25 protein-coding genes are annotated in these 26,171 nt (G+C 45.5%); 9 read left to right on the top strand and 16 right to left on the bottom strand.

What is annotated here, in order from left to right; genetic code table 11:
- Nucleotides 1-148 precede the first annotated feature (148 nt).
- From AC1RR2_RS05360 to soxC, 9 genes are all read right to left on the bottom strand, one after another.
- The gene (locus tag AC1RR2_RS05360) at nucleotides 149-1,462 is read right to left on the bottom strand and encodes an OmpP1/FadL family transporter (RefSeq protein ID WP_493221270.1); all 1,314 of its coding nucleotides are present in this window, start codon (nucleotides 1,460-1,462) and stop codon (nucleotides 149-151) included.
- 161 nt (nucleotides 1,463-1,623) lie between these two features.
- On the bottom strand, nucleotides 1,624-2,070 hold the full coding sequence (locus AC1RR2_RS05355; RefSeq protein WP_493221269.1) for a thioredoxin domain-containing protein: 447 nt from the start codon (nucleotides 2,068-2,070) through the stop codon (nucleotides 1,624-1,626).
- 77 nt (nucleotides 2,071-2,147) lie between these two features.
- Nucleotides 2,148-3,872 (bottom strand): thiosulfohydrolase SoxB, encoded by a 1,725-nt coding sequence (gene soxB, locus AC1RR2_RS05350; protein ID WP_493221268.1) that lies wholly within the window; start codon nucleotides 3,870-3,872, stop codon nucleotides 2,148-2,150.
- Nucleotides 3,873-3,954: 82 nt separating this feature from the next.
- Nucleotides 3,955-4,575: a sulfur oxidation c-type cytochrome SoxX gene (gene soxX / locus AC1RR2_RS05345; protein ID WP_493221267.1), complete on the bottom strand. Its 621-nt coding sequence runs from the start codon at nucleotides 4,573-4,575 to the stop codon at nucleotides 3,955-3,957.
- 40 nt (nucleotides 4,576-4,615) lie between these two features.
- The gene (gene soxA, locus AC1RR2_RS05340; protein WP_493221497.1) at nucleotides 4,616-5,416 is read right to left on the bottom strand and encodes a sulfur oxidation c-type cytochrome SoxA; all 801 of its coding nucleotides are present in this window, start codon (nucleotides 5,414-5,416) and stop codon (nucleotides 4,616-4,618) included.
- A gap of 117 nt (nucleotides 5,417-5,533) precedes the next feature.
- Nucleotides 5,534-5,845, bottom strand: a complete 312-nt coding sequence (gene soxZ, locus AC1RR2_RS05335) for a thiosulfate oxidation carrier complex protein SoxZ (RefSeq protein ID WP_493221266.1) — start codon at nucleotides 5,843-5,845, stop codon at nucleotides 5,534-5,536.
- Nucleotides 5,846-5,935: 90 nt separating this feature from the next.
- On the bottom strand, nucleotides 5,936-6,391 hold the full coding sequence (soxY, locus tag AC1RR2_RS05330; RefSeq protein ID WP_493221265.1) for a thiosulfate oxidation carrier protein SoxY: 456 nt from the start codon (nucleotides 6,389-6,391) through the stop codon (nucleotides 5,936-5,938).
- A 60-nt stretch (nucleotides 6,392-6,451) separates the two neighbouring features.
- Nucleotides 6,452-7,579 (bottom strand): c-type cytochrome, encoded by a 1,128-nt coding sequence (locus AC1RR2_RS05325; RefSeq protein ID WP_493221264.1) that lies wholly within the window; start codon nucleotides 7,577-7,579, stop codon nucleotides 6,452-6,454.
- Complete coding sequence (gene soxC / locus AC1RR2_RS05320; protein ID WP_493221263.1) at nucleotides 7,579-8,943, bottom strand: sulfite dehydrogenase; 1,365 nt, start codon at nucleotides 8,941-8,943, stop codon at nucleotides 7,579-7,581. The genes AC1RR2_RS05325 and soxC overlap by 1 nt, the downstream gene beginning before the upstream one ends.
- 265 nt (nucleotides 8,944-9,208) lie before the next feature.
- Here soxC and AC1RR2_RS05315 point away from each other — a divergent pair, with 265 nt between their 5' ends.
- Nucleotides 9,209-9,784 (top strand): DUF302 domain-containing protein, encoded by a 576-nt coding sequence (locus AC1RR2_RS05315; protein ID WP_493221262.1) that lies wholly within the window; start codon nucleotides 9,209-9,211, stop codon nucleotides 9,782-9,784.
- A gap of 62 nt (nucleotides 9,785-9,846) precedes the next feature.
- Here the strand turns inward: AC1RR2_RS05315 and AC1RR2_RS05310 are convergent, their stop codons facing one another.
- Nucleotides 9,847-10,203 (bottom strand): ArsR/SmtB family transcription factor, encoded by a 357-nt coding sequence (locus AC1RR2_RS05310; protein ID WP_493221261.1) that lies wholly within the window; start codon nucleotides 10,201-10,203, stop codon nucleotides 9,847-9,849.
- Nucleotides 10,204-10,423: 220 nt separating this feature from the next.
- Here AC1RR2_RS05310 and moaA point away from each other — a divergent pair, with 220 nt between their 5' ends.
- From moaA to AC1RR2_RS05290, 4 genes are all read left to right on the top strand, one after another.
- Entirely contained in the window at nucleotides 10,424-11,560 is a 1,137-nt protein-coding gene (gene moaA, locus AC1RR2_RS05305; RefSeq protein ID WP_493221260.1) for a GTP 3',8-cyclase MoaA, read from the top strand.
- A 135-nt stretch (nucleotides 11,561-11,695) separates the two neighbouring features.
- Entirely contained in the window at nucleotides 11,696-13,000 is a 1,305-nt protein-coding gene (locus AC1RR2_RS05300; RefSeq protein ID WP_493221259.1) for an MFS transporter, read from the top strand.
- Nucleotides 13,001-13,019: 19 nt separating this feature from the next.
- A complete protein-coding gene (locus AC1RR2_RS05295) occupies nucleotides 13,020-13,493 on the top strand; it encodes a rhodanese-like domain-containing protein (protein WP_493221258.1) in 474 nt (157 codons plus the stop codon).
- 155 nt (nucleotides 13,494-13,648) lie between these two features.
- The gene (locus AC1RR2_RS05290) at nucleotides 13,649-14,374 is read left to right on the top strand and encodes a substrate-binding periplasmic protein (protein ID WP_493221257.1); all 726 of its coding nucleotides are present in this window, start codon (nucleotides 13,649-13,651) and stop codon (nucleotides 14,372-14,374) included.
- A 110-nt stretch (nucleotides 14,375-14,484) separates the two neighbouring features.
- On the opposite strand, the gene AC1RR2_RS05285 is transcribed toward AC1RR2_RS05290, so the two are convergent.
- The 3 genes from AC1RR2_RS05285 to AC1RR2_RS05275 all read right to left on the bottom strand — a co-directional run bounded on the left by AC1RR2_RS05285 (nucleotide 14,485) and on the right by AC1RR2_RS05275 (nucleotide 16,626).
- Complete coding sequence (locus AC1RR2_RS05285; protein ID WP_493221256.1) at nucleotides 14,485-15,285, bottom strand: prolipoprotein diacylglyceryl transferase family protein; 801 nt, start codon at nucleotides 15,283-15,285, stop codon at nucleotides 14,485-14,487.
- An 81-nt stretch (nucleotides 15,286-15,366) separates the two neighbouring features.
- Nucleotides 15,367-16,167, bottom strand: a complete 801-nt coding sequence (locus AC1RR2_RS05280; protein WP_493221255.1) for a class II glutamine amidotransferase — start codon at nucleotides 16,165-16,167, stop codon at nucleotides 15,367-15,369.
- Nucleotides 16,168-16,263: 96 nt separating this feature from the next.
- Complete coding sequence (locus AC1RR2_RS05275; protein WP_493221254.1) at nucleotides 16,264-16,626, bottom strand: carboxymuconolactone decarboxylase family protein; 363 nt, start codon at nucleotides 16,624-16,626, stop codon at nucleotides 16,264-16,266.
- Nucleotides 16,627-16,818: 192 nt separating this feature from the next.
- On the opposite strand from AC1RR2_RS05275, the gene AC1RR2_RS05270 reads away from it, so the two are divergent.
- The 4 genes from AC1RR2_RS05270 to AC1RR2_RS05255 are packed head-to-tail and all read left to right on the top strand — an operon-like array spanning nucleotide 16,819 to nucleotide 20,594.
- On the top strand, nucleotides 16,819-17,427 hold the full coding sequence (locus AC1RR2_RS05270) for a TetR/AcrR family transcriptional regulator (RefSeq protein WP_493221253.1): 609 nt from the start codon (nucleotides 16,819-16,821) through the stop codon (nucleotides 17,425-17,427).
- Nucleotides 17,424-18,626 carry an efflux RND transporter periplasmic adaptor subunit gene (locus AC1RR2_RS05265; protein WP_493221252.1) on the top strand — a complete coding sequence of 401 codons (1,203 nt, stop codon included), beginning with the start codon at nucleotides 17,424-17,426 and terminating at the stop codon, nucleotides 18,624-18,626. Before AC1RR2_RS05270 ends, AC1RR2_RS05265 begins: the two co-directional genes overlap by 4 nt.
- The gene (locus AC1RR2_RS05260; protein WP_493221251.1) at nucleotides 18,623-19,861 is read left to right on the top strand and encodes an ABC transporter permease; all 1,239 of its coding nucleotides are present in this window, start codon (nucleotides 18,623-18,625) and stop codon (nucleotides 19,859-19,861) included. Before AC1RR2_RS05265 ends, AC1RR2_RS05260 begins: the two co-directional genes overlap by 4 nt.
- Nucleotides 19,854-20,594, top strand: coding sequence for an ABC transporter ATP-binding protein (locus AC1RR2_RS05255; RefSeq protein ID WP_493221250.1), 741 nt, complete (start codon nucleotides 19,854-19,856; stop codon nucleotides 20,592-20,594). Before AC1RR2_RS05260 ends, AC1RR2_RS05255 begins: the two co-directional genes overlap by 8 nt.
- An 8-nt stretch (nucleotides 20,595-20,602) precedes the next feature.
- Here AC1RR2_RS05255 and AC1RR2_RS05250 read toward each other — a convergent pair whose 3' ends face one another.
- The 3 genes from AC1RR2_RS05250 to AC1RR2_RS05240 all read right to left on the bottom strand — a co-directional run bounded on the left by AC1RR2_RS05250 (nucleotide 20,603) and on the right by AC1RR2_RS05240 (nucleotide 25,705).
- A complete protein-coding gene (locus tag AC1RR2_RS05250) occupies nucleotides 20,603-22,588 on the bottom strand; it encodes a sensor histidine kinase (protein WP_493221249.1) in 1,986 nt (661 codons plus the stop codon).
- Nucleotides 22,589-22,894: 306 nt separating this feature from the next.
- Nucleotides 22,895-25,111: a TonB-dependent receptor gene (locus AC1RR2_RS05245; protein ID WP_493221248.1), complete on the bottom strand. Its 2,217-nt coding sequence runs from the start codon at nucleotides 25,109-25,111 to the stop codon at nucleotides 22,895-22,897.
- 192 nt (nucleotides 25,112-25,303) lie between these two features.
- The gene (locus AC1RR2_RS05240) at nucleotides 25,304-25,705 is read right to left on the bottom strand and encodes a hypothetical protein (RefSeq protein WP_493221247.1); all 402 of its coding nucleotides are present in this window, start codon (nucleotides 25,703-25,705) and stop codon (nucleotides 25,304-25,306) included.
- Nucleotides 25,706-26,171 lie beyond the last annotated feature (466 nt).

Genomic DNA, 26,171 nt, shown 5'->3' with positions numbered 1-26,171 from the left:
AAAATTGTCTAACTAATTTCATCATATAAACTTTTCTAAGCAAACTTCTTTTACCCGGACAGACAGGCAATCTGAGAACTACATTTGCTTTCAGATTGCCTTCATCTTGCCATCCAATTTCAAATAAAGATCAAATAAGCGGCATCGCTCAGAACTTCATACTCCATGCAACACCCAAAGTATTCTGGCTCATACCAATTGTTTCTGTACCGCCAGCATTCGGTGGTGCAGGGAATAAGCCATTAAACAAAGATGGGCCAGTCACGGTCTGACGTGGTGCATGCATATACGATGCTGACAACTCTGTGTCTTTGCTCAACGCATAAGTCATACCCAAGGTAAAGTGACTTTGGATAACGCCTGGTGCCAAAATATTAAAGGTCACATCATTGCTGGTGACAGGATTTTTCCCATGGTTATAACCAGCGCGCAATGCTATCTGCTCAGAATATTGATATTCAACGCCCAATTTAAAAACATCAATATCTTGCCAGCCAAAACCTGGTCCATTCGCAGAACCTAAAGGCGATTTAGGCATACTGGCATTACCAATCGATTGCACGCCGCTATAGTTGATGCGTTGATAATCCATTGCCACAGTCCACTGCTTATCTGGGCTGTAAGCCAATCCCACGCTATAGTTTTCTGGAATATCAAAGTCGCCTGCTCCGGCGAACAAACCTTTGTATTTATCAAAGGCTTGCATATCCATCTTATTGGAATACGATACGCCGACCGTCAGGCTATCGCTTAATTTACCCTGATATCCAAGACGCAAACCAAAGCCAGTTGAACTGTCATAACCATTGTTCGTCACAGAGCCAGGCGCACCAGTGAACGGTGGAAAGCCCGGGGCATTATTAAAAGCCTGCAAGCCTTCACTCTTGAAGCGCTGATAGCCAGCCAATAAAGAAATACCAACAGCATGATCTGCATTCAACTTAACGGAAAAAGTAGGTGCCAGAATCAATTGCATCATATCGACGCCGAGCTTGCCGCCACCACACAACATATTATTGCCAGTAGGCGAGCCACAATTAAAACTACCTTGTTCAAACGCTGTATTCAAACCGCCATTGCCATAGACAGAAATGCCCACGGACATATCATTATTGAGCATGCGGTTATAACCAAATTCAGGGATCAGAAAATCATTTTGGCCGCTGGTAATTTTTCCATTCAGACTAGGAATCGCAGCGCCGCTACGTTCTGCATCGCGGCTAGGCTTAAACCAATCGGCACCAAGATCTAAACGACTACCAACAAATACCATACTGGCAGGATTATTCGCGCCGCCATAGCTGTCTTTGCTCATTGCAGTTGCGGCACCGCCCATGCCTTTTGCTTTGATGCCATAGCCATGTGAGAAGTAACCATTGGTTGCGGAAGCTGGATTTTGTGCCATCAAAAATATGCTGGCGGCAATCGTGCTCAGTGTGAGCAATTTATTCTTTTGTTGCATTGTGTCTCCTGATTGGAATTATTGGCGTTTTAAGGACACAGTATTCACGTATAAACGCACTATTTAAAAACAAGCACTTCCCTCATTCCTTTTTTCAAAGGACGTACTACAAAAAAATTCTTACGACGACTTGGTGTGTTGCCCGACGCGCTTTCTTCTGACTATTTTTGCGCTGACGCTGCAGTCATCTTTGCCGCCTGCACGGCCAACTCTATTCGTTGATCTAGATAAGCGCTGTAAAACCCTGAGCGATTTAAGCCGAGTAATGGTTCCGCCAGCATGTGCAAATCAGCGTCGAGAAAAACAACTGTTGGAAAAAAATTTACCTTTAATTGACGCAATAAGTCGCTCACTGCCATCGCATTTCCATCAATCCCCAGAATTGTTTTCACAACGTCCGTTTGCAACTCTCTGATCACCAATTTCTTTTCACTGATACTTCTGACTAAGGGCGACAGATAATTCAAACGGACTTCATGGCAAAAATGGCAGTCTGATCGAGACAGCAGCAGCACCAGAGGAATCTTGTATTGCGCAATATGCGCGACTTCTTTTTGAAGATTCTTTAAGCCTGCTACTGTTTTCAAACCCGGTTTCAAACTCAACATGCGGAAGTACACCAAAAGTTTATAAAGCTAGGGCCTGAAATAGCGTTGAAATTGAGTTTGCAAATAATGGAAGGCCTTTAAACGACCAGTCCAGGATTGCCTTCCATACCAATGACTTTAGGCTGATTCAGTTTTCTCGTTTTAATCACTTTATGTGACTTGAAGTAAGTTTCCATCACATCCCAAATTGGCTCGCCTTTGACGCCTTCTGCCACCGGTGCCCAGCTTGCAACCTTGTAAGTTTTATTCGCTTCTATCGCTTTGCCGTTCAACATCATGTTATTGATACGGGCGCCAGCTTTGGCATTTGGCGTGCATGAGTATGCGAGGCCGCCAACGCGCACCATATCGCCACCTTGCTGGAAGTAAGGATCAGGATTAAACAAGTTATCGCACACATCTTCGAGTACGGTCTTGATCGTCTCGCCTGTCATCTCAGTTAAGGTGGTCGATGGATAAGTGATTGCCACCTGATCCATCAAATGCTCACGCGTAATGGTTTGGCCCGGCAAGATTGAAGTACCCCAACGGAAGCCAGGTGAGAAGGCGATTTCTGCGCCTTTCACTTCCATCAGTGCGTCGACGATTAACTGATCCCATGAGCCATTAAAATTACCACGGCGATACAGTAAACCTTCGCTGACGGCAAGTTTTTCTTCTAACTTATCTTTATACGGCGCACGCACTTTCGTAATCAATGCCTGCATTTCTTTATCGGCTGGCAGCAGATTTGAAAATACTGGCAGCAGGCGATATTTAAAGCCCTGTACTTTGCCAGCACGCACATCCAAATCAAGCACACCGAGGAACTTACCATTCGAACCTGCGTTGGTGACCAAGGTCTGACCTTTGGCATTCTGCACAACACTAGGGATAGGAATACCGTCATGCGTATGACCGCCCATAATCGCATCAATGCCTGTGACTTTGGATGCCATTTTCAGATCGACGTCCATGCCGTTATGCGATAACACGATCACGGCTTGTGCGCCTTTTTGACGCGCTTCATCGACCATCTTTTGCATGTTTTCATCTTGGATACCAAACGACCAGTCTGGCACCATGTAGCGTGGATTCGCAATCGGTGTATATGGGAAAGCCTGACCAATAATGGCGACTGGAACGCCATTCATTTCACGGATGACATACGGTTCGAATACCTGATCACCGAAGTCTGTTGTCTTGACGTTTTGTGCGAGGAAATTAATCTGACCTTTGAAATCTTTGTCGATAATTTCTTTGACACGTTCAGCACCGAGCGTGAATTCCCAATGTGGGCTCATCAAATTCACACCGAGTAGTTTGCAGGCATCAACCATGTCCTGACCATTCGTCCACAAGGCAGTTGCCGAACCTTGCCAAGTGTCACCGCCGTCTAATAGCAAAGCATTCGGGCGACTCGCACGCACTTGCTTAATCAGTGTTGCCAGATGGGCGAAACCACCGACCTTGCCGTAAGTTTTTGCCGCACGTTCAAAATCCAGATAAGTGAAAGCATGCGCTTGCGCGGTATGTGGCTTAATCCCAAAATGTTTGAGTAAGTTTTCACCTACCAGATGCGGTGCTTTGCCAAGTGCGCCAGCCACTCCCAAATTCACATTCGGTTCGCGGAAATAAATCGGCATCAGTTGTGCATGACAGTCAGTGAAATGCATCACGCTGACATTACCAAATTTCGGCAAATCATAGATGCGCTCATTGGCACCAGGCTGCGCTGCCAACACATCTTCACTGCCGATCGCCATACCACCTGCGCTGGCAACTGCCAATACTTGCAAAAATTCACGACGACTGATACTCATAATTACCTCTTCTTCCGCTTATTGATTTACTCGCTACCATAGCCTGTGCTGATGAAAGCTTGAATTTTTTAATGACTAATGCTTACTGATTTATAGGAGACTTTGGGTCAAGCAACAATGCCATCACATCCTTCATTTGCGTCTCTGTCAGGATGCCAGCCGCGCCATAGCGCGGCATGACGGAACAGGCGTTGTAGGCGTGCGAACTGAATAATTTTGACCAAGTGTATTTGACCATTTCTTCGGTAGGACCACCGCGCAACTTGCCGTATTCAGCGAGGCTGGGGCCAATATTGCCGAATGCAATTTCGGCCTTGGAAATTTGATGGCAGGCATAGCAATTACCACCGTTGACGGTCTTTGCGTCATCCGAAAATTGTAAGCCACGTCCGTTCTGAGCAATTTTCTCACCCTCTTTCCAGTCGCCTAAATACTTGCCATCAGACGGGAATTTCACCGCTTCTAATTCTGCTTTTTCCAGACGCGCACGTACATCAGCTGGCATTTCTGTCTGTGCGTAATCGGAACAATTTTTTTGCAAATCAGACTGCTCTAAGCGATCCAATTTCGCGATACCTTTTTCAGCGAAGGACGCCTTAAAATTTGCCAGATCTTTGGCAGCATCGGGCATGCTGATGACCGTAGCACAGGCCGACAGTAACAGCACTACTAGCAAAGCAGAAATCTTGTATTGTCTTTTCATGATTTTTCTCTTCTCAATTCAGTAGGGGTCAGAACAGCGATCAGCGTTTTAAAGCTGGTGCATCCATCGCACCACCTTTGGCCATCACCCCTAAATAGGTGATCAAATCAATCGACGTTAAAGATCCATATTTCAAATCAGGAAAACGCTGCTGGCGGAAGCAATCGTTCAGACGCCATTGCATCGTTCTGACCGCACCTTGGCTGACACGATATGCAGGCCAGGTGGCAAAGGCTTTTTGCGCCTGAGCTGGGTTTAATAAATTCGGCAAGTCTTGCAAACGTATGCGTTTTTCATCGGCAGCATGACAAGATGCGCAGTTAAAATCAAACGGACCACCACGGTAGAAAAATGCTTTTTCGCCGCGTGCAAAGGCGGCTTTTTCCAGAGGATGATTTTGCGGAACATTGATGATGGAGCCGCGCGATTCTGCTACTGCATAAGCCGTCAATGCTTCCAGATCGGTGGCACGATCACCTTGGGAAGAGAATGGTTTTTTCACGACATCTTCACGCTTAAATCCTTGTAGTGTGACCATGCAATGCACCAAACGCGATTCAAAATCCATCACGCGATCAGCGTCTTTAAAGTAACGTGGCATTTCTGCATAGACGCCCTTGATAACGCCCGGGCCTTTACCGAAATCACATTTTTCAAGTGAGACATTTTTGGGTCCGCGCTTGCTCATCCACAAAACTTCACCCTGAGCTTCCACTAACTCGGCAGGATTACCGTCTGCCAACATCGCGCGGTATTTCGCAATTTCATCCGAAGCGGATTGTGCGAAAACCAGACTAGAAGTGATTTGGCATAAAGCCAGAAAGCTAAGATAAAGTGTGATTTTTTTCACGACGGACCCATTCAATTTATCGACAAAGAAAAACTCCGGCAAGCCAGCATCGTGTGGTGTAGATCAACTCGCTTGCCGGCAAACCCTAAGTAAGGAGCCTAAATAGAATTAAGCAATCGTCGCTTCATCAGTGCGTGAATCGCCTTTGTTATCAACCCAATTAACCTGGACTTTTTCACCCTTAGCGCCGCCTTTAAATTTGAAAGCGAGATAGGGATTTTGTGAGACTGTCTGTCCCCACAAACATTGCAATACAACACGACTACCTAATGTTGCTTTCACTTCTTTGATGAAATGCGCAGGGACGATCTTGCCTTGCGAATCTTTACGCAGGCCGCCTTCCATAGGGTGCGCCATTAATACTTTTACTTCTGTCACGCCATTATTGTGATTAGCGCGAATCTTCATTGGATCTGCCATGGTGTTCTCCTTATTTCTTCATTCATGTCGAGCACTTTGTGTGCCATTAAATTCGTTTGCTGATAGCGAGGCGACGCTCTTAAACAATGCTTAGCCGCCGCACCCACCCAAAGTCACTTTAGTTTCTTTGCTGGCGCTAAACAGTTTTCCACCGGCCTTAACAACCACCAACACATTCGTACTTTGCCCCATTTTCAAACGGGTCTGTATCATGCTTTCGGTGTCCGCAGGAATCATAAATACCGCAGCCAACGGTGTTGGATTCTTTTCGACGAAGATATAAATCTCTGTCGTATTCGGAATGTTTGAAGTAACGGAAACTGGCACCACTGCGCCGTTTTCTGCAATATCTGGCGTAGTAATTGCGATGTCTTTACTATCAACTGCGGTACCACCCAATACAGTTAATGCTTCAGATAAAGTCTTGGCATCAAAGCCTGCACGTACATCAAATGCCATCGCTTCTTTTGAGGTGATGACACCCGCAGCGGCCAAGATGCCAAATACACTGGCTGTTTTTAATAGGGAACGACGTGTCGTATTCATAATGTCTCCTTTTTGTAGACGAAAAATCAGATGGATTCTGACAAAATTTGATAACTTAAATTACTTGGCACCAGCAACTATCCAAGCGGCAATTGCTTTTACATCTGCATCTTTTAACTGCGCTTGTGGTGGCATAGGAATCGCACCCCAGACACCTGATCCACCGGCCTTAATCTTTGTAGCCAGATAGGATTCAGCATCAGCTTTGGTTTTGTATTTCGCTGCAATTTCATTAAAACCAGGGCCAACAACTTTATTCTTCATCCCATGGCAAGCCGTACAAGAATTTTTAGACAGCAATGGTTTGACATCGACCGCTACCGCAGATTCATTGCTCGTTGCTTTAGCTGCTTCCTTCACAGGTGCAGCTTTAACTGGTGCAGCTTCAGGTACAACAGCTGAGACAGGTTTTACCGCTGCGCCGCTGATTGCTGCAGTTGGTGCAGGTTTAGTGGTATCGGCACCGCGCACGGCACCTACCACCCTATTTTGCTCAAACAGGTTGCCATGTGCATTACGCGCAAAATCAGGCAAAGTAGAACTGATTTGATCTACCGGACAATCTTTCATGCAAGCGACATTTTTCACATCCGGCTTGCCCTTGGTTTCCCATAGACCATCAAAGCGCACCAAGCCGTTACGATTTGGCAGCTTCTCTTGCACCTGAGCGATGTTCTCATTCGACAAAGTAAAATCAGATGGAACCACTGCACTCAAATTCAAAATGTAGGCAACCACCGCATACACCTCATCTGGCTGCAGTGACTTCGGAGCAGTCCATGGCATTGCACGATTGATGTAATCCCAGACCGTCGACAATTTCGCCAACTTCATCATCGTCGTTTTCTGTGCGACACCACCTTGCGCATTCGCCGCGACGAAACCGGTTTTAATATCTTCTGCGGTAGTACCACCAACTAAAGGTGGAAAAACTTCATTGAGCTCACCAAAGCTGCCATGACAACTGGCGCATTTCGCTTCCCAAATTTGCTCTCCCTGTGCGACCGAACCCTTGCCTTTTGGCAGACCTTTAAAGTCACCGCGCACGTCAATATCCCAAGCTTTCACTTCTGCCGGCGTCGCTTTGCGCCCCAAGTTTTGCCAAGGTTTTTCTTGCGCAAAAACGGAGCTCGCACTCAATGCCATCACACTGGCCAGTAAGATTTTTTTATAGTTTGCTTTTTGCATCAGGACACCTGCACATTAGAAACTTCACCGTTACTGGAAATCTTCCAGGATTGAATGGCGTTATTGTGATAAATCGATTTTGTTCCACGGACTGCGCGCAATTGATTCAGTTTTGGCTGAACATAACCAGTCTCGTCAATGGCACGACTTTGAATAATGGCAGGAGATCCATCCCATACCCAATCGATGTTGAATCGTGTCAGTGCTTTACTTAGGATTGGTGTTTCCAAACGTGCCGTACGCCAGTTGCGACCACCATCAACGCTGACATCAACACGCTTAATCTTGCCGCGACCCGACCAGGCCAAACCGGTGATGTTATAGAAACCCTTGTCCAGCAAAGTCTGGCCACCAGATGGTGTCGTGATCACACTCTTACATTCTTGCACCGAGGTGTATTGACGATGCTTACCGTCTGGCATCATATCGATGTAATGTATTGTTTCATCCTTGGTGTCGTAACGTTGATCACCGACTTCGATACGACGCAAATATTTAACCCAGCTTACGCCTTGCACGCCAGGTACGACCAAGCGCAATGGATATCCATTCTCTGGTCGCAGCATCTCTCCATTCATCGCCCAGGCGACGATCACATCATCCATCGCACGATCAATACTGATCGTGCGTGTCATGCTGGAACCATCGGCGCCTTCGGCTAACACATACTTACCATTCTTCTTGTCATATCCACACATGTCTAACAAGGTAGATAACAATACGCCGGTAAATTCTGAGCAACTCAACATGCCATGAGTGTATTGCACCGTTGGCAGTGCCACATTGCCCCACTCAGCTCCGGTATTTGCACCGCACTCAATAAAATGAATCCGCGAAACACTAGGCAAACGCATCAGATCATCCATCGTGAATACGCGCTCTTCTTTAACCAATCCATTGATCATCAAACGATGTCCACTAGGATCAATGTCGTGCCAGCCCTGATGATGCCGCTCAAAATGGAGCCCGCTTGGCGTAATAATGCCAAACAGACCTTGCAATGGCGTAAAGCTCACAGATGCTTGCGTGACCCGAGTCAGCCCAGGACTTTCGCGCCTCTGAAGATTTTTCTCCCATTGCGAAGGCATACCATAACCAGTTGCAGCTACTGGTTGTCCCAAGGATTTACTGTGATCTGGGAGATTTAGAATTGCCTTATCCCCATCTTGAACGCTTGCCGCTGCAATCGCTGTTGAAGCAACACCTGCCCCCATAGCCAGAGCCTTACCCATAAAGCCTCGACGTGCTTTACGTGCCTCTTCCAGCTTCGCCTCATCTAGGAACCCTTCTGGTGCCTTAATGATGCGGCCTATGATTTTTTTCAGTTCATCGGACACCTGAATACTCCTTTTTTCATAATACATCCACATTCAACCAAATAACTACATAAGCATATAATCATGCAGAGATTAAAAAATCTCAAGCATTTTTGGTGATGCAGTGCAATAAATTGTGGATTATTTGGAAATTGAGCCTAATTGTCGTGGTTTATTTCGTTTTCTAGTGTTGCTTAACTGCATCAAGTTAAGTTTACTAAATAACTAAATAGCGATAGAGTGATATTTGGACGAGATTTCTGTTCAATAGAAATATTAGAATCGCCCCCATCACCACACTGGAGACCTATAAATGAAATTTAATACAATAACTAAATGCACTGGGCTACTTATCCTAACAAGTGCTCTTTTGACGGGCTGCGGCACAATCAGTGCGGTCAATAATTTGGCAGATGGTGCAGGATCTGAATCAATGAAAATGTGGGATCGCTGGGTCGATTCAAAAGGCGATATTGCAGTTGCCACGACGTGGGAACGTAAGGTCAAAGACGGCGTAACCATAGAGCAAATCGAACAATCTCTACAAAGTATTGCCGTCGAAGACAATATGCGATCGGTGGGTGAACTCCCCCTATCTAAAGAACTTGAAGCACGTTCTGGTAAAAAAGAGAAATTTTTAAAAGTATATTCGTATTGCTCACCGGCTACTGCGAGAAAAATGGTCGACTTCAGCCCCCATATGGCTGCTTATTTACCTTGCCGGATTTCTGTCGTGGAGAAAGAAGATGGATTGTGGATGTACACCCTGAATATGGACATGATGATCAAAATGGGTCGCAAATTACCGCCTGATTTGGCTGCAGACGCAATGAAGGTGCGTGAAACGATTTGGAAAATGATGGAAAAAGGTTCGCAAGGCGATTTCTAGCGTGAAAAAAAGCGGGCAATCGATTTAATTGCCCGCTTTCAAATTACGCTAAAAGCACAAAACTACGATGATTTTTCTTCATCCATCAAAAGAGCCACCGAAACTATGCCTATACGTTCAGAAATTTCACTGCAAACAGACTGACAAAGCACAAGTGTGCGCTGGTCATCAATTCTATAAAAAACTTGGGTACCATCTTTTCTTTTTGCAAGAATTTTTCCCCTATAAAGTAAACCAATTTGTCGAGACACATTCGCTTGTGTTGACGCAACATCGGTAACAACTTCCCCTACAGATTTTTCACCTTTACAGAGAGAATTTAATATCTTCAGTCGGGTCGGCTCACATAAGAGAAAGAAATGATTGGCAACCTCCTCAAACAGTTCATCTTCTTTTGTCTTCAATAGATTTTCACTCATAGCGATACATCTTTATATGATTAATTAGGTATATACTTGATTATAGACTCGAATTAGTGCAAGGCAATGATTCATTTAAAAATTTAGAACCTTCACAGATTAGATTTAATAAAAAAGCAATAACAGACTTAAGAAAATAGGAAGACGCAATGTTCAGCTCAATAAATACTTAACAGGGTTGGCTCGCATCTAGAAAACAGAAGGAATTTCATTAAATATCATGTCCTCCAAAATCATTCCTATTTTAATTAGCCCATTCCGACGAAAGCAATGGGAACAAGATCTAGCCTCTTGGGCATTGCCTTCAACAGGATCGCTTTCAGATCAATTGACGAGACCACTACATGATTTACGCATATCGGTCACCGATCGGTGCAACTTTCGATGCACTTACTGCATGCCCAAAGAAGTTTTTACGAAAGACTATCGCTACCTGGCACGTACCGAAATACTGAACTTCGAGGAAATCGTTCGTATAGCAAAAATTTTTATTAGTCATGGTGTCAAGAAAATTCGACTTACCGGTGGCGAACCCCTCTTACGCAAAAACATCGAGGACTTAATTGCTATGCTAAGTCGATTGCGCACAGCAGATGGCAAAGAAATTGACTTAGCCTTGACAACCAATGGTGCCCTGTTGAAAAGAAAGGCAAGTGCCTTGAGAGAAGCTGGGCTAAGCCGAATTACGGTCTCACTCGATGCACTTGATGACACAATTTTTAAGCAGATGAATGATGTTGATTTTCCTGTCAACACCGTTCTCGAAGGCATCCATAGCGCTAGCGAGGCAGGATTTGGACCACTCAAGATTAATATGGTGGTCAAGCGTGGTGTTAATCACGAGCAAATCATTCCCATGGCGCAGTACTTTAAAAATCAGTCACACGAATTGCGATTCATCGAATTTATGGATGTTGGAACATCGAATGCCTGGAAACTAGATCAAGTCCTACCCAGTTCAGAAATCATTCAAATATTGACTGATGCAGGGATGCCGCTAATGGCATTAGATGCGCGCAGTCCAAATGAAACTGCCAAACGCTGGAAACATCGAGATAGCAAAGGTGAAATTGGCTTTATCTCAAGCGTTAGTGAGGCATTTTGTCACTCATGCTCTCGGATACGCTTATCAACCCAAGGAAAACTTTATACCTGCCTATTCTCAACTGAAGGTCACGATTTGCGGCGAATTATCCGTAACCATGAGACTGCAGATGTGGATCAAGAGCTCAAGCAATTCATTCGACAAGTCTGGGAAGATAGAGCAGATCAATATTCTGCGATTCGTCATAATCAGGTCGCAACCAAAGAAAATACTGATAGAAAAAAGCTAGAAATGTCCTACATCGGCGGTTAAAAAAACTTCAAATAATGATTGCTGTCTGAATTGAATCGCGGTTGATTTTGAGCGATGAGAATGATGACTAATAGGTCGCCAATAGCAATGCGCCATTATCACTCCACTACAGTATCAATATTACCTCCTAATTCCATGCACAGAGATCACGGCATACGCGCTAACCTCGCACAATTTTCACATCAATTACTACAAGTATTGATGGTGGGTTTGACTATAGGCATGACGCGTACAGTGATACCGGCATTAGCAGAATCCGATTTTTCTGTGCCGAAAAACTCCTTCCTTTTACTCAGCTCATTCGTCGTGGCATTTGGCCTAGTTAAAGGCAGCATGAATTTTGTGGCAGGACGTCTATCTGAAAAAATAGGTCGAAAGAAAGTCTTGCTTGCAGGTTGGTTAATTGCCTTGCCAATTCCTGTGATGATTTGGTATGCCCCACATTGGAATTGGATAGTCGCAGCGACGGTCTTATTAGGTATCAACCAAGGTTTAAGCTGGTCGATGACACAGACCTCGCAGCTAGACATCACCAAAATAGAAGAACGTGGCCTGACTCTGGGTCTAAATGAATTTGCAGGATATGTTGGCGTCGCGTTAGCGGGTGTCATCACTGCCTACCTTGCAAGTCATTTTGGTGCACGATTTGGTTTGCTCATATTCGGCTTAAGTATTATTTCTACAGCGATCATTTTCACACTATTGTGGGCGCAAGATACCTTGCCATGGGCAAAACTCGAGGCATTGAAACATGCCGCAGGCAATACGCACACTCTGCGGCCTCGCTACCCTGACAAGGTTTCTTCCAATCCCGGTACCAAAGAAATATTTCTGTTAATGAGCTGGCGCGATAAGCGCTTGATGGCCTTAAGTCAGGCGGGCTTAGTAGAAAAATTCGTCGATGCACTGGTGTGGATTTTTTATCCGGTATTTCTCTATCAAAAAGGATTGAGCTTGCCGCATGTCAGCTGGATCATCGGCATATATGGTTTAGTCTGGGGCAGCGCCCAATTATTCACCGGCAAACTATCTGACCACATAGGCCGGCATCGCCCGAATGTCTGGGGCATGTGGATTTGTGGCCTCGGTGTGCTCAGCATGATCACAGGTGAAGGCGTATGGTGGTGGTCGATGTCAGCGGCGCTTTCAGGCTTTGGTATGGCTCTGCTTTACCCCAATCTATCTGCGGCCGTCGCTGACATTTCCCATCCGGCCTGGCGCGGATCGGCGATCGGCATTTATCGATTTTGGCGCGATCTCGGTTACGGCATCGGTGCCTTAGGATTAGGCCTGACCGCGCATTTTACCGGGCAGATTCAAGCTGCATTCGTATTTGTCGCACTTGCAATGTTTGCTTCTGGCGGGCTGCTTTGGTACTACGGTGAAGAAACTCATCCGCGACTCAATCCTGCACGAACAACACCTCCGTCATCTACCTAACTCGATCAGAAAGTACTCCATGAAATCCATAGAAATTCGTAAAAAAATTATCCTCCTGTTGAGCTGCGCCAGTATAGGTTTGAGCAACGCGGTCTACGCGGATAATAAAAAAATTCTGACAGATGAAATGGAAGCCTATCTCGAGTTTGTTGAGTATGGCGGTGGTGTTATTTTCGCCGAACAAATACCGAAAGATGACTGGAAAAAATTTGTACTGATTGATGCGCGCGATGCCAAACAATTCTCGAAAGATCATATCCCCGGCGCGATCAATATTGAGTGGCGTCAGGTGTTGGCAAAACGCGGCAGTATTCCTAAAGACCAGCCTGTACTGATTTATTGCAATAGTGGTTCGTTGTCTGCACAAGCAGGATTTGCATTGCGCCTCGCGGGATGGGAAAACGTCTTGATCTTGCAAGGGGGCATGGATGAATGGCGCGCAAAAGGTGGCTTTGATGCGGCTACAAAAGTCAGCAAAGCATCATCACATTAATATTCCGTGATCACATAATTTAAGCAGTCAAAATAACTTATCAACCGATTGCACTATGTTGTTTTATCACAGCACCTGCCAATTCCATTTCCGGCAGCATGCAATTGTAAATGTACAATCGACTGACTAAACAACGAAGATGTTGAATCACATTCATGATGCTCACTCGAGTCATACTATTTGCTGTGATAGTTATTTCACTACATTGGAGTGTGGCCGCTCAAGCGCAACTTTTGCAGTTTGGACGAAATGAAAAATTGCCCGAGCAAGAAGTGGCCGAGGCAATTTTTTTAGCGGTAATGAAAAACATTAACTTATCTGTCCAAATACAGGCATTACCTCCTGCACGCGCCACCATGTATAACAGAAATTTACATTTATCTGGCGAAATTGCACGCATTAATAGCTATGGCGAGCGACATCCAGAACTGACGCAAGTTAAACCTTTTTATTACCACCTAACCAGTGTAGCTTATGTCAAGAAAAATAGCCTTTTCAAAATACAATCAATAAAAGATCTGGAAAAATTGCGTATTGGTCATATACATGGCGTCCAACACAGTTTGGATATCGTTCGAGGCTTCACAAATGTGCAAACTGTTTCTGACTCAAAAAATCTTTTTACCATGTTGTTCGCGGATCGTTTTGATGTCGTGATTACGACCGATATTGATGGCGAGATAATGTTGGCGCGATTAAATTTAGTCAATGATGTTAGGTCATCCGTTTTAGGCACAAAAGATTTATTTATATACTTAAATCAAAGCTCAGCCCACTTAGCAAAAGATATCAGTACCGAAATAAAACGCATGAAAAGATCTGGCGACATTGAGAAAATCATAGAAACAAAACGGAAAGAATTAATTCACTCAACAATGTAATGAAAAGCTCTCTGCCTCACTTCGTTCAGCATGCAAGAATGTCGGTGCCAATTCTCCTTCCAAGAATAGAAGTTACTTCTATCTAGTGCGTTTTGACATTCAAATCTGATTTATCGTAATCTGCCTAGAAAATCCTCAAGCGTGGCAGCAGATAATTCTCCTATCCGGCTATCAATCAATTTGCCGTGGCGATCATAAAACAAGGTGGTGGGAGTACCAATCGCCCCGGTTATTCGTGCAAACTCCGCTTTGCTATCGAGTAGCACATTTTTTAAATGCAAATTTTCATTATTGAGATAATTTGTGGTCGTTTCCAAACTTTCTGCCTGATTTGCAAAAACAAACACGATGTCAGGATTATTCATTTGCGCGGCTTGCAACACTGGCATTTCACGTCTGCATGGTGGACACCAGGTCGCCCATAAGTTGACGACCACGGGCTTCCCGCGAAATTGATCTGTGCTTAGCTGCTTTCCTTCTATCGTTGCCAAGCTCAAAACAGGCAAGCCTGCTGCGGGACTTTGCGAGGATAAAAAAAGTGTGCCGCCACTCCACACCACAGCGCCCAAAAATAGAGCAGAAAATAAGGGCTTTTTTAACTTCGCTACATAGCGCGTCAAAATAAACGCGGTGATCAATCCACCCAATATCGCGGTCGTAGAGATGAAACCACCGTCACGAATATCCAAAATGCTTAAAGGCTTATCTGCATACATAGGGAAGTAAGAGATAACAAAAGGAATCCGGCCGCCCAGCACTACCGTTAGCGTGACTATCCAAAGCGCCTTCTCAACTTGAACCCCCTCTTTCTTCCCTAAATACTCCGCCAGACTAAATACGATGAGCACGGAAATAATGAGCAGAATGACATGCGCAGAAAAAAGGAAAGGGCCTAATTGAAATGCATTCAAAATGAACTCTCAGTAATGAAATGATGAAGCAATAAAATAAGCAAAAATTGATGGCTAACGACGATGCACTCAGGATATTAGCTAAGACGGTAACAACAAAGGTTTGCCATTTTGCAGAACCAGTATCTCTGCTTCTTCAAGTGGCCGCCAGGCTTCTTGCGTCAAAGGCACACTCGCCACCAAACTAACATCGCGTCTCATGCTGGAATGATCGATTTCAGGCATTGCCGAAATCAAGGGGCAATGGCGCTCTAATATCCACAGACCAGGAGGCGCAATGATACCTGCTTCACGTTGGATTCTTTTATGCGCATGGACAAATAAAAACTCACCATCCGAATACAAGAAATTAGCCGGTCCCAACTCACGCATCTCTGTACAAAATTGGCGGAAAACCTGTACCCGCTGCAAAAGAGTTGGCGCAACTTGCCGCCAAAGTTGCTGCATCAAGAATAGTAAGTAAGAGAATGCCCGCTCAGAATCGGTTTCGCCCAGCGCTTGAAACGCACAGTCCCCGGCAGAATTGCAATGTCTGCTCGCGATCTCCGCTAAGTTTCCATTGTGGGCAAAGGTATGGGCACGTCCTGCCAAAGTTCGCACAAATGGCTGTGTATTCGCTAAGCTGCGCGCTCCCATGGTGGCGCGCCGTATATGGGAAATGGCGATGTTAGTTGCAGGGCCATGTGTCTGCAAAAATGCCAATAGCTGACTACTACCAGCACCTTGCGCCTCACGAAACAAAGCCACATCATTGTCCTGATAATACGCAGCACCCCAGCCATCATTCGTCCCATGCTGGGCATCACCATGCGATGCCAAAATTTGCAGTGACAAATCCAACTGTTCTAGCATAGCGCCCGACATCGCCAATAATTCACACATCATGTCACCTGATCAGAGTAAGTAAGCCGCATTTCGCAAGCATACTTGATGCGCATCTTGCATATATTCTCTATACAAATTTCTTTTGGCTTTTCTCTAGCTTTTTACATTTTCTGATGGCGCTGTCATTTGCTCAAATGCAGTCAGCGCATCTGCTGCATACATCAAAGACGGTCCACCGCCCATGTACACCGTCATGCCTAACATCTCTTCAAATTCTGCACGGCTTACTCCCAATTTAATCAAAGCCTGTACGTGAAAGCCTATGCAACCATCACAATGCGCCGCAATACCCAGTGCCAATGCAATTAATTCTTTGGTCTTTTTGTCTAAGGCACCCTCTTTACTCGCGGCTTGTGCCAGCATGGAAAAAGCCTTCATCACATCCGGCGTATCGGTACGCAATGTCGCCAAAGAAGCAGAAATTGATTTTGTAATATCGTGATAATTCTTATCCATAAATGACTCCTTGATTGAGGTTGATAACGGCATTATGTCTCAGCCACACAGCAGTGAAATGCCCTTATTAAGCAGGTTTGAGATAGCACAAAGAAGCTGAACACAGCTTAAAAATCTTCTTGCAATAATTCCTTTTCCAAGTAAGATAGTAACTGATTACTTACTTTATTCAAATACCAGGACAAGCAAAACATGGAAATTCATGCCAAGCATCTACCCGCCGATGAACGCAAAGCGATTACGGTCGAAGCCGTCATCGCACTCGCCGCGACCAAAAATCCGGGAGACATCACCACGGCGGCAATTGCGCAACACATGCAATTAACCCAAGGTGCTTTGTTTCGGCATTTCCCGACTAAAGATGCGATTTGGCAAGCGGTGATGGAATGGGTGAGTCAGCATCTGTTGGGGCGAATTGATAAAGCATCGGTGGGAATTGCATCGCCTCTGCAAGCAATGCATGCCATGTTTATGAGTCATCTTGAATTTGTGGTGGAGCATCCTGGCGTGCCGCGCATGCTATTTGGTGAATTGCAAAAAGCAGAAATGACGCCCGCCAAGCGTTTAGCACAAACCTTAATTCAAGCTTATTCAGAACGCCTGCGTGCGCTGATAGAACGGGGTAAGTCAGAAGGGGAAATTGCCGCCAGCGTTAATACACAAGCGGCCGCCATCCTCTTCATTGGCACGATTCAAGGTCTGGTGATGCAGTCTCTGCTATCGGGGAATATTCAAAAAATTTTACTGGATGCGCCAGAAGTATTTTCCATTTACGAACGCGGACTCAGGAATTCAACATGATCAACATGAAACAAGGAATTCAGCGATACGGAAGAAAAGCCGGACTCGTTTCCGTCATCATCGTCATGCTGGTGTTACTTGGCTTTGTGTTTATGCGTGCCGGACCGCTGGCACCGGTGGCCGTCACCGTGTCCACTGTTGAAAAGCGAGCGATTCGTCCTGCCCTATTTGGTATAGGAATGGTAGAAGCGCGCTACACCCACAAGATAGGACCAACGGTTGCGGGGCGAGTGAAACGGGTGGATGTACAAACCGGAGACCGGGTTAAACAAGGCCAAGTCTTAGCTGAAATAGATCCGGTGGATGTGGAAGAAAAAATACGCGCATTAGATGCCTCGGTAAAACGGGCAAGCGCGAATATTTTGAGTGCCGATGCGAATGTACAAGAAACTCAGGCTCGCAAAAAATTTGCAGAAATGCAGGTAAAACGCTATGCACAACTATTGCCCACGCATGTCATTAGCGAAGAAGCGATGGAAGTGAAGCGGCAAGACTTGCGTATTGCACAAAGCAATGCAGCAGCAGCGCAAGCTAACCTCGAAGCTGTACGTGAAGAACAACAACGCACCCGCGCTGAACGCGATGGCATGGCAAGACAAAGGTCGCATCTGCGCTTAGTGTCACCCGTGGATGGCATCGTGATGAAACGTGAGGTCGATCCAGCCAGCACCGTGGTAGCAGGGCAAGCGGTGTTGGAAGTCGTGGAACCTGACTCGCTGTGGATCAATGCCCGCTTTGATCAGCAACGCGCATTTGGATTGAGCGCGCAATTACCGGCACAAATCACGCTGCATACACGCACTGGCGCAGTGTCCGGACATGTCAGCCGGATAGAGCCACATGCAGATCCTGTGACAGAAGAATTGCTGGCGAAAATTTCATTTGAAGAATTACCGCAACCCTTACCCTCTATCGGCGAGTTGGTCGAAGTAACAGTGGATATGCCAACGCAAAAAATCTTGCCTGTCATACCGAATGCCAGCCTACAGCGCTTACAAGGCACGCTGGGTGTGTGGATAATCCATCAAGATAAATTGCAATTTAAGCCGGTCAAAACGGGCACCAATGATTTAAATGGTTATGTGCAAGTGCTAGAAGGATTGCAAGGCGGTGAGCGCATCGTCGTCCATAGCTTCAAAAAATTAGAAGCAACAAGTCGCATTAAAATTGTTGATCAACTTAGCGGCAGCGCAAAATGATCAGCCTGGCCGGTCGCGACATATTACATAGCTGGGGTAAATTCGTCTTTACTGGCATCGGTCTTGGCTTATTAATCGGTGTCACCCTGACCATGGCGGGCGTCTATCGCGGCATGGTGGATGATGCAAAAGTGCTGCTCGATAATAGCGGTGCCGATCTGTGGGTCGTACAACAAGATACGCTTGGCCCATATGCAGAGGCTTCCAGTATTTATGACGATACTTATCGCAGCATACTCGGCATGCCAGGGGTCGCAGCGGCGAGTAATGTCACTTACCTGACCATGCAAGTTCGCAAAACCACGCCAACCATCAAATCAAGCAATGCCGCCAGTCTGAACAATGAGGTGCGTGCGATGATAGTCGGCATCATCACGAACGCCCCGGCGCAGCCGGGACAGCCAGCATATTTGGTAGCGGGCAGGCATATCACACGCAATCACTATGAAGCGATTGCTGACATCTCTTCGGGCTTACAACTAGCCGAGACCATCAAGATCCGCCGCAATGAATACAAAATCGTTGGCCTGACCCGTCGCATGGTTTCCTCTGGCGGTGACCCTATGATTTTTATCCCATTACGTGATGCGCAAGAAGCACAATTTTTAAAAGATAACGATGCCATCATCCGGCAACGGGAACGCACCACACAAAACCCTGCACTCAACCGTCCCGGAGTGCCGAATCTATTGGCTGCGGTGATTAATTCACAGAGCATCAACAACTCTGTCAATGCAGTATTGGTTCAAGTCACACCAGACACTGATCCAGAAAGCGTTGCAGAACCCATCCGTCGCTGGAAGCATTTAACGGTGTATACTCGTGTACAAATGCAGGACATTTTGATCGCCAAATTAATCGCGACTTCTGCCAAACAAATTGGCATGTTTTTAGTGATACTGGCCATCGTCAGTGCCGCGATTGTTGCCTTCATTATTTACACCCTGACGATAGGAAAAATTCGCGAGATTGCCGTACTAAAATTAATCGGTACGAAAAACCGCACTATCGCTTCGATGATTTTGCAGCAGGCCTTAGCCTTAGGCGTGATCGGTTTTGCGGTAGGGAAAATATCGGCGACATTTTGGGCACCGATTTTCCCCAAATACGTCTTGTTAGAAACTGGCGATGCGATTCTGGGCTTTTTATCGGTCATGATAATTTGTATGCTCGCCAGCCTGTTAGCAATCCGTGTCGCATTGCAGGTAGACCCAGCGGAGGCCATTGGTGGATAAATCTTGGAACACACAGGGCAAAGGTATACGGATAGAGAATCTGACCAAGACCTATGGTGAAGGCGATACGGCAGTTCATGCGCTGAAAAACGTCAACATGGTGGTCGCTCCCGGTGAAGTCGTTGGTTTAGTCGGACCATCGGGTTCTGGTAAGAGTACCTTACTAAAGTGTCTGGGCGCGGTCATCCAACCCACATCCGGACGCATGATCTTAGATCAGGATGTCATCTATGATGATGGCTGGAATATTGCTGATTTGCGTGCATTAAGGCGCGACAAAATCGGCTTTGTATTTCAGGCACCTTATTTAATTCCTTTTCTGGATGTCACCGATAATGTCGCCCTGCTCCCCATGCTGGCAGGCGTTGCGAATGCCGAAGCGCGTCAACGTGCAGTCGCCTTATTAGAAGCGCTCGACGTATCACATCGCGCCAAAGCGATGCCATCACAATTATCCGGTGGCGAACAGCAGCGGGTCTCTATCGCACGCGGATTGATCAACCGGCCGCCAGCGATCTTAGCCGATGAACCCACCGCGCCACTCGATAGCGAACGCGCATTAGCTGTGATTCGCATCCTCAATCAAATGGCCAGACAATTTGATACCGCCATCATCGTCGTAACCCACGACGAAAAAATCATTCCCACCTTTAAGCGGATTTATCACATACGCGATGGCGTGACGTATGAAGAAGAAGGAGAAGGCAGAGGCTTTTCTGACGATCTGAAATAGTGATGAGATTAGCGAATAAGACGTGCGAAACGCATTAAAAAAGTGCTGCCGCCACCAAGTTTGCTGTGTACTTCGATACTGCCCCCCATCAAGACCGTCACAATATTATGCGCGATACTTAAGCCCAAGCCATTCCCACTGCGGCCTAGCTGTGAGGTAAAGAAAGGATCAAAAATTTTCCCCTGATCGGCCTCACTGATACCAAGACCATCATCTTTAAAGATGAAACTCACCATATCGTCTTGATCCACACTGGCAGAAATCCAGATATGTCCCTTCTGCCCGATTTCAAATGCATGTGTGACCGCATTCATCATCAAAATAATCACAAGTTGCGCAATCGCACCCGGGTAGCTTTCCATTTCTAGTGAAGCCGGTATCTCGACCTGTAGTTGTATATCTCTGTCATGGATTAAATGATTCGTGGTCGATAAAGTGTCATTCACTATGCTTTGTAAATAAAAACTCCGGTGATGTTCTGCAGTTTGATCAACCGCAATTTTCTTAAAACTGGAAACCAAATCGGCTACACGATGCAGATTGGCTTGCAACATGCGACTCCCCTGTTCGATTTGCGTCATAAGACGATCTAGCTTACTGCGACTAACCCCAGCCGAAGTCTCATCCTGAAATTCTTTAACAAAATCGCCCATAGCACTGGCGACTGTCAAACTATTTCCGACCGGTGTATTCAATTCGTGCGCCATACCAGCAACCAATTTACCGAGTGCAGCAAGCTTTTCTGAACGGATCAATTCTTTAGTGATGAGTTCATTATTCGCTAAGGTCGCCAATAACTCGTGATTCGTTTTTTCCAGCGTCTTCGTTCGTTCTGCTACTTTCAATTCCAGATACTCATTGAGTTCGATTAACTTGTACTCAGTTGCATTGCGTTGTTCATCACTTTCTAACAAGCGCTTTAACATCTGATTGTAAGCCTTCGCCATCTTGCCTATCTCACCATGACCATGCCGCAAAAATTGCCGTGCCTTGCCATTACCAAGATCAGTCAAATGTTGCGTCAACTCAGAAACTGGTCGCATAATTCTGCGCATCACAAAGAAGATAAGCGCAAAAAATAAAACCGACACGATCACTGCACTAGTCAGGTTTAATTGTAAAGATTGCTTAAATGCCTGTTTGACTTCATTCATCGGCAAATTCGATGCCAGCACCCAATCCGTATAGGGAATATGTGCATAGGCTCCCAGTACATGTAATCCCTTCGAATTAACACCTTCAATCACACCAACATATTTTTCTTCAATCGCTTTATCTAAACCAAGATTTTGCCCTGGCAAAGTTGACAATTGCAGATGCCGGCTCTTATCTGGATGCATCAACATAATCCGTGCGCGCGTAACCATATACAAATAGCCAGTTTTTCCGACTTTTGTTTGCGTGAGTTCTTGTGCGAAATTTTTACTCAATAAATTAAACACACCCTGCATCACGCCTATCAATTTTTGATCTTGAGAGAAGATAGGTACGCTCATTGCAATCAGCGTTTGTGTTGCGTCAGACGGATTAGCAAATGGACGGCTAATCTGAGGTATTTCGTTGTTAATCGTTCTGATGATATTCGACTTTTCTAAAGCTTCCAGCGCCACCCGTCCCTTAGCACGCTGACTACTGACAAAAGTATGTTCTTTAGCATTAAATAAACGTAATCCCTGATCGAAATTTTGTTGCAAGAAGGTACGCGACTCAAGAAACTGACGTGAAAGCTCTTCATTGTTTAGCATATCCTGATCGATATTTTTTGCCGCATTAATTAAGGTGGAATGCGCTGCGATCAGTTTTTGATTCAAGTTATCCGCTTGATGGCGCAGCATCGTCAATTGATTCTGGCTGGTTAATGCGATGTAATTTTCTTCAAAAATTTTAGATGAATAATATGCGAGCACGCCAAAGGCGAGAATAAATATCGTGCTGACTAAGAACGCGGCTCTGGTTGCAAGTGAAGTGCCTGCCAAAATCTTTCGAATTTCCATACCGCGTTTTTCCGCCTGATTTTGATGATGACTGTGATGATGGCTATGACAAATAAGGACTTACTTCTCTTTAATTTAATTATGCTTAAATAACTAAGGTCAGTTGAGATTTCCTTGACAGATTATGCACATGACATACAAACAAACTCAATAAAAAATAAGCAACAAAATAAATAAGAAGCAAATATAAATGAGAACAAAATATAAATAATGCTTACCATTTCCGCCAATTCAAAACTATCTGGTTTTGAATTGGCGGTTTTAAATTGACTGCCTTAAATTAGCAACTTCAGAAGTTCTAATTCATCAGAACTTCAAAGTTCCGCTGACATACAACGAGCGCCCCGCACCTGCAACCGTGGTACCAAATGGCACGCCCATTCCCATCGTGGCACCCTGCCCCAAATACGCGCCACCTAAAGGTAAATAATAAAAACGATTCATCAAATTTTCTATTCCGAAATCAATTCGCCCATGCTTAAGTTCATAGCTAGTACGCAGATTCACTAAGGCATAGCCCGCGGTAGGTAATTCACGACGGATACCGGAAAGATGTGATTTCGCATCAACGATTTGCCATTCCAGAATATTTGTCCAACGCTCAAGTTGCTGTTGCAAGCTCCATTTGGCATTCAGTGGCATGATGTTGTAGAGGCCAGAATAGGTCTGGGTATTTTTTCCATGCACATAATTGACGATCGCCTTGGTGTGAATTTTTCCGAATGCAGTTGAATGCGCCAGCGTCTTTTCGAGTGTGAGATCGACTCCGAATAACTCAGCTTGCTGATTGCTCAAACTCAGATTAACAAATCCATCTTTACGAATCGCACACACTTTAGCCAGCACCGAACAAGCGATCGCATCGATGTAATCACGCACCCGTGTATAGAATGGCGCGACTTTTAATGCGAGGCCGCTGTCGGCAAAATTTTGCCACTGCAGCGTCGCACTTAAGGTCTGCGCAATTTCAGGTTTTAATTGCAGATTGCCGACATAACCGTTGCCATCACCAAACCAGTTATTCATATTCATCACCATGGTATTGTTATTCGCCCAGGTATAACGCTCATACAAATTGGGTGAGCGGGTTTTATACGCATAGCCACCATCAACACTAAAATTATTATCCGGTGTGAAGCGAAATACCGCACTCAGATCAATATTATTATCCTCACGCTGACGATCACTACGATTGTATATACCAGGAATAGATGTAGCCGAATGTGGATCGCCATACGCCATATTGTTGTAGCCGGCGACCTCCCCGCTGTTCATGTTTACCTGTTCGTTACGGACACCTAATTGACTAAACCAGCTTTGACTCCACTGCGCTTCCCATTCAGCAAACAGCGCAAGCCGATTACGCTCACCGTCTTTGATATTAATAAAGGTATTCGGTGCCATCATCATGCCAGTGCCCGATGCGTTCCACCAATCGTTTAGACGATAGCGCTGCACTTCTGCCCCGCCAGTAATCGTATCGCGCGCAGACATTAACCACGCTGCTTTCACGACTGCACCGCTATTATGTCCGGCGGTATCCATAGGCATACCAGGTGCATTTCCATACCAGTATTGCTTGTCGGCGGCAAAATTCATGCTGTGCTGGGTGTGCTCGTGATAGACCCGAGCATCAAGATTGCCCCAGTCGCTTTGCTGGCGATAATGCAGATTAATTTGCTGACTAAGATTGCGCGTCATATCCATGCGTTGATTTGGAAAAGCTTGTAAGGGAATGTCTTGCCATCCCAACTTCAACTCAAGCAATTGATCTGTATTGCGCACAGCAAAACCAAGTGCATGGTTCTCACTTTGGTAAGCGGATGAGCCTATCTCGCGGCCGGAAATGATTTCTCCATTATTCGACAAGCCTTGTGGCTTAAAAGCTTGCGCCGCCAGATAATTATCGGCTTTAGAAAATGCTCCCGAATAGTTCAGGCTAAATACACTGGTCGCGTAATTGGCATTCAGATTCGCGCCACGGACTTTGCCATTGCTACGATAGAAGGCTCCGGCTTGGCCTTTCAAAACCGTTTTCTGCTCTTCATCCGCAAATTGCGGTGCTGGTGAATTCACTTTAATGGTGCCCCCGATACTATCGCCTCCACTGCTGACCGGAGCGATGCCATTGAGCACCTGAATGCTGCCCACATTGCTTGGGTCGATATACGACAGCGGAGGATTCATATGATTCGCACAGCCCGAAATTAAATCCATGCCATCGACCTGAACCCGCAGGCGATCATCGGCCAAACCATGCAACGCTGGCAGACTGGAAAGGCCGCCCGCCTTGTATAAACTGATGCCTGGAATATCTTGCAATAGCGATGCGGTATCACTCAGGATACTGGCAGCACCGGATTTGGTTTCGCCTTCGACATTGGGTGCGGCAATTTTGTCGGCGCGAATCAAAACTTGATCTTTCTTCGTAGCAGTTGGCAGTGCTTGCGCATTGACATAGTGGATAGGAAAAGTAGCGAGGATGGCCGCAGCCATTAAATGTTTTTGATAATGCGTACGCATAATGAACTCTTAAATATTCTGTGTATTGACGGCATGCATGAAATAACTTCATGAGAATGCCAAGGTAAAGACGAATACGCAGATGCGCGTATTCAGCTTCGTCTTCGACGTGCTAAAGCGATGTCAAATGATTGAATAGCGACTGCCCTGCGAATGCGGGAATCGACTCAATTTCAATGAACAATCAAATGATCAAACCAGAATATCGGTGGGAGGTCCGCGTGCGGGAAGCGCCGCCGTAATAACTGAACGAAATTCAGGTTCAGAAATATGCGGCAACAGATAGGCATACAAATGCGAGGAACGATAAGCGATGCCATCGTAGGTCGTGAGTAAGACTCCAGATGGCAAACATAAAGAGCAATCAAGCAAATGCCCTTGCATCGCTGTATCAGGTGAGCTGTCGCTCCCCACTCTTTCTGCACTCGCATCTTGCGCAATGAATTTATATCCAGTGCTGGTACACACCAGGTTGAGTATCTTTGGATTGATGACCGGCGAGATGATAGCGACACCCAAGGTCAAGCCGTATAGCAACACCAATAGCTGTGCTAAGCGGAAGAAAATCAAGCGACGTTGTAGCAAAGCGTGCATTGAGGTTTTGGGGTGGCTATAAAGCGGTTATTGCGGAACTAAAGTCCTGCTGCAGGATACTGCAAGTCTATTCTGTGATTCGATTTGCAACGCAATCAAAACACGATCACATCTGCTCAAATCTCGTCTTGACCCATCTGAGTTCATCTGAACTTATCTGAGAATAAATAGGCGCTTTGCAGATTTTTTTGCAATATAGATTAGGATCATACATCAACAACACTATTTGCGCAAATGCGCAAATAGCTATATAATAAATCCCAAATTAATTCCAGAGTTGGACTAAGCCTACCTGAAACGTTTTTCCAATTATCAAATTGCATGCGTAAAAAATGGGAGCGGCTTTATTTTCTTTGCAGCTTTATTCAGATCTAAAACGCGAGTTCAATTTTGAAGTGCAAGCGTATTTTTGAAGAATACCTGATTGGGTGTCAGGTATCCTAGTCTTTTTCTTGGTCGATTATTG

This window comes from Undibacterium sp. GW821-FHT11H02 (genome assembly GCF_058808015.1).
Note: the sequence above shows the minus strand (reverse complement) of the source record. Positions and strands in the feature narration are given on the sequence as shown.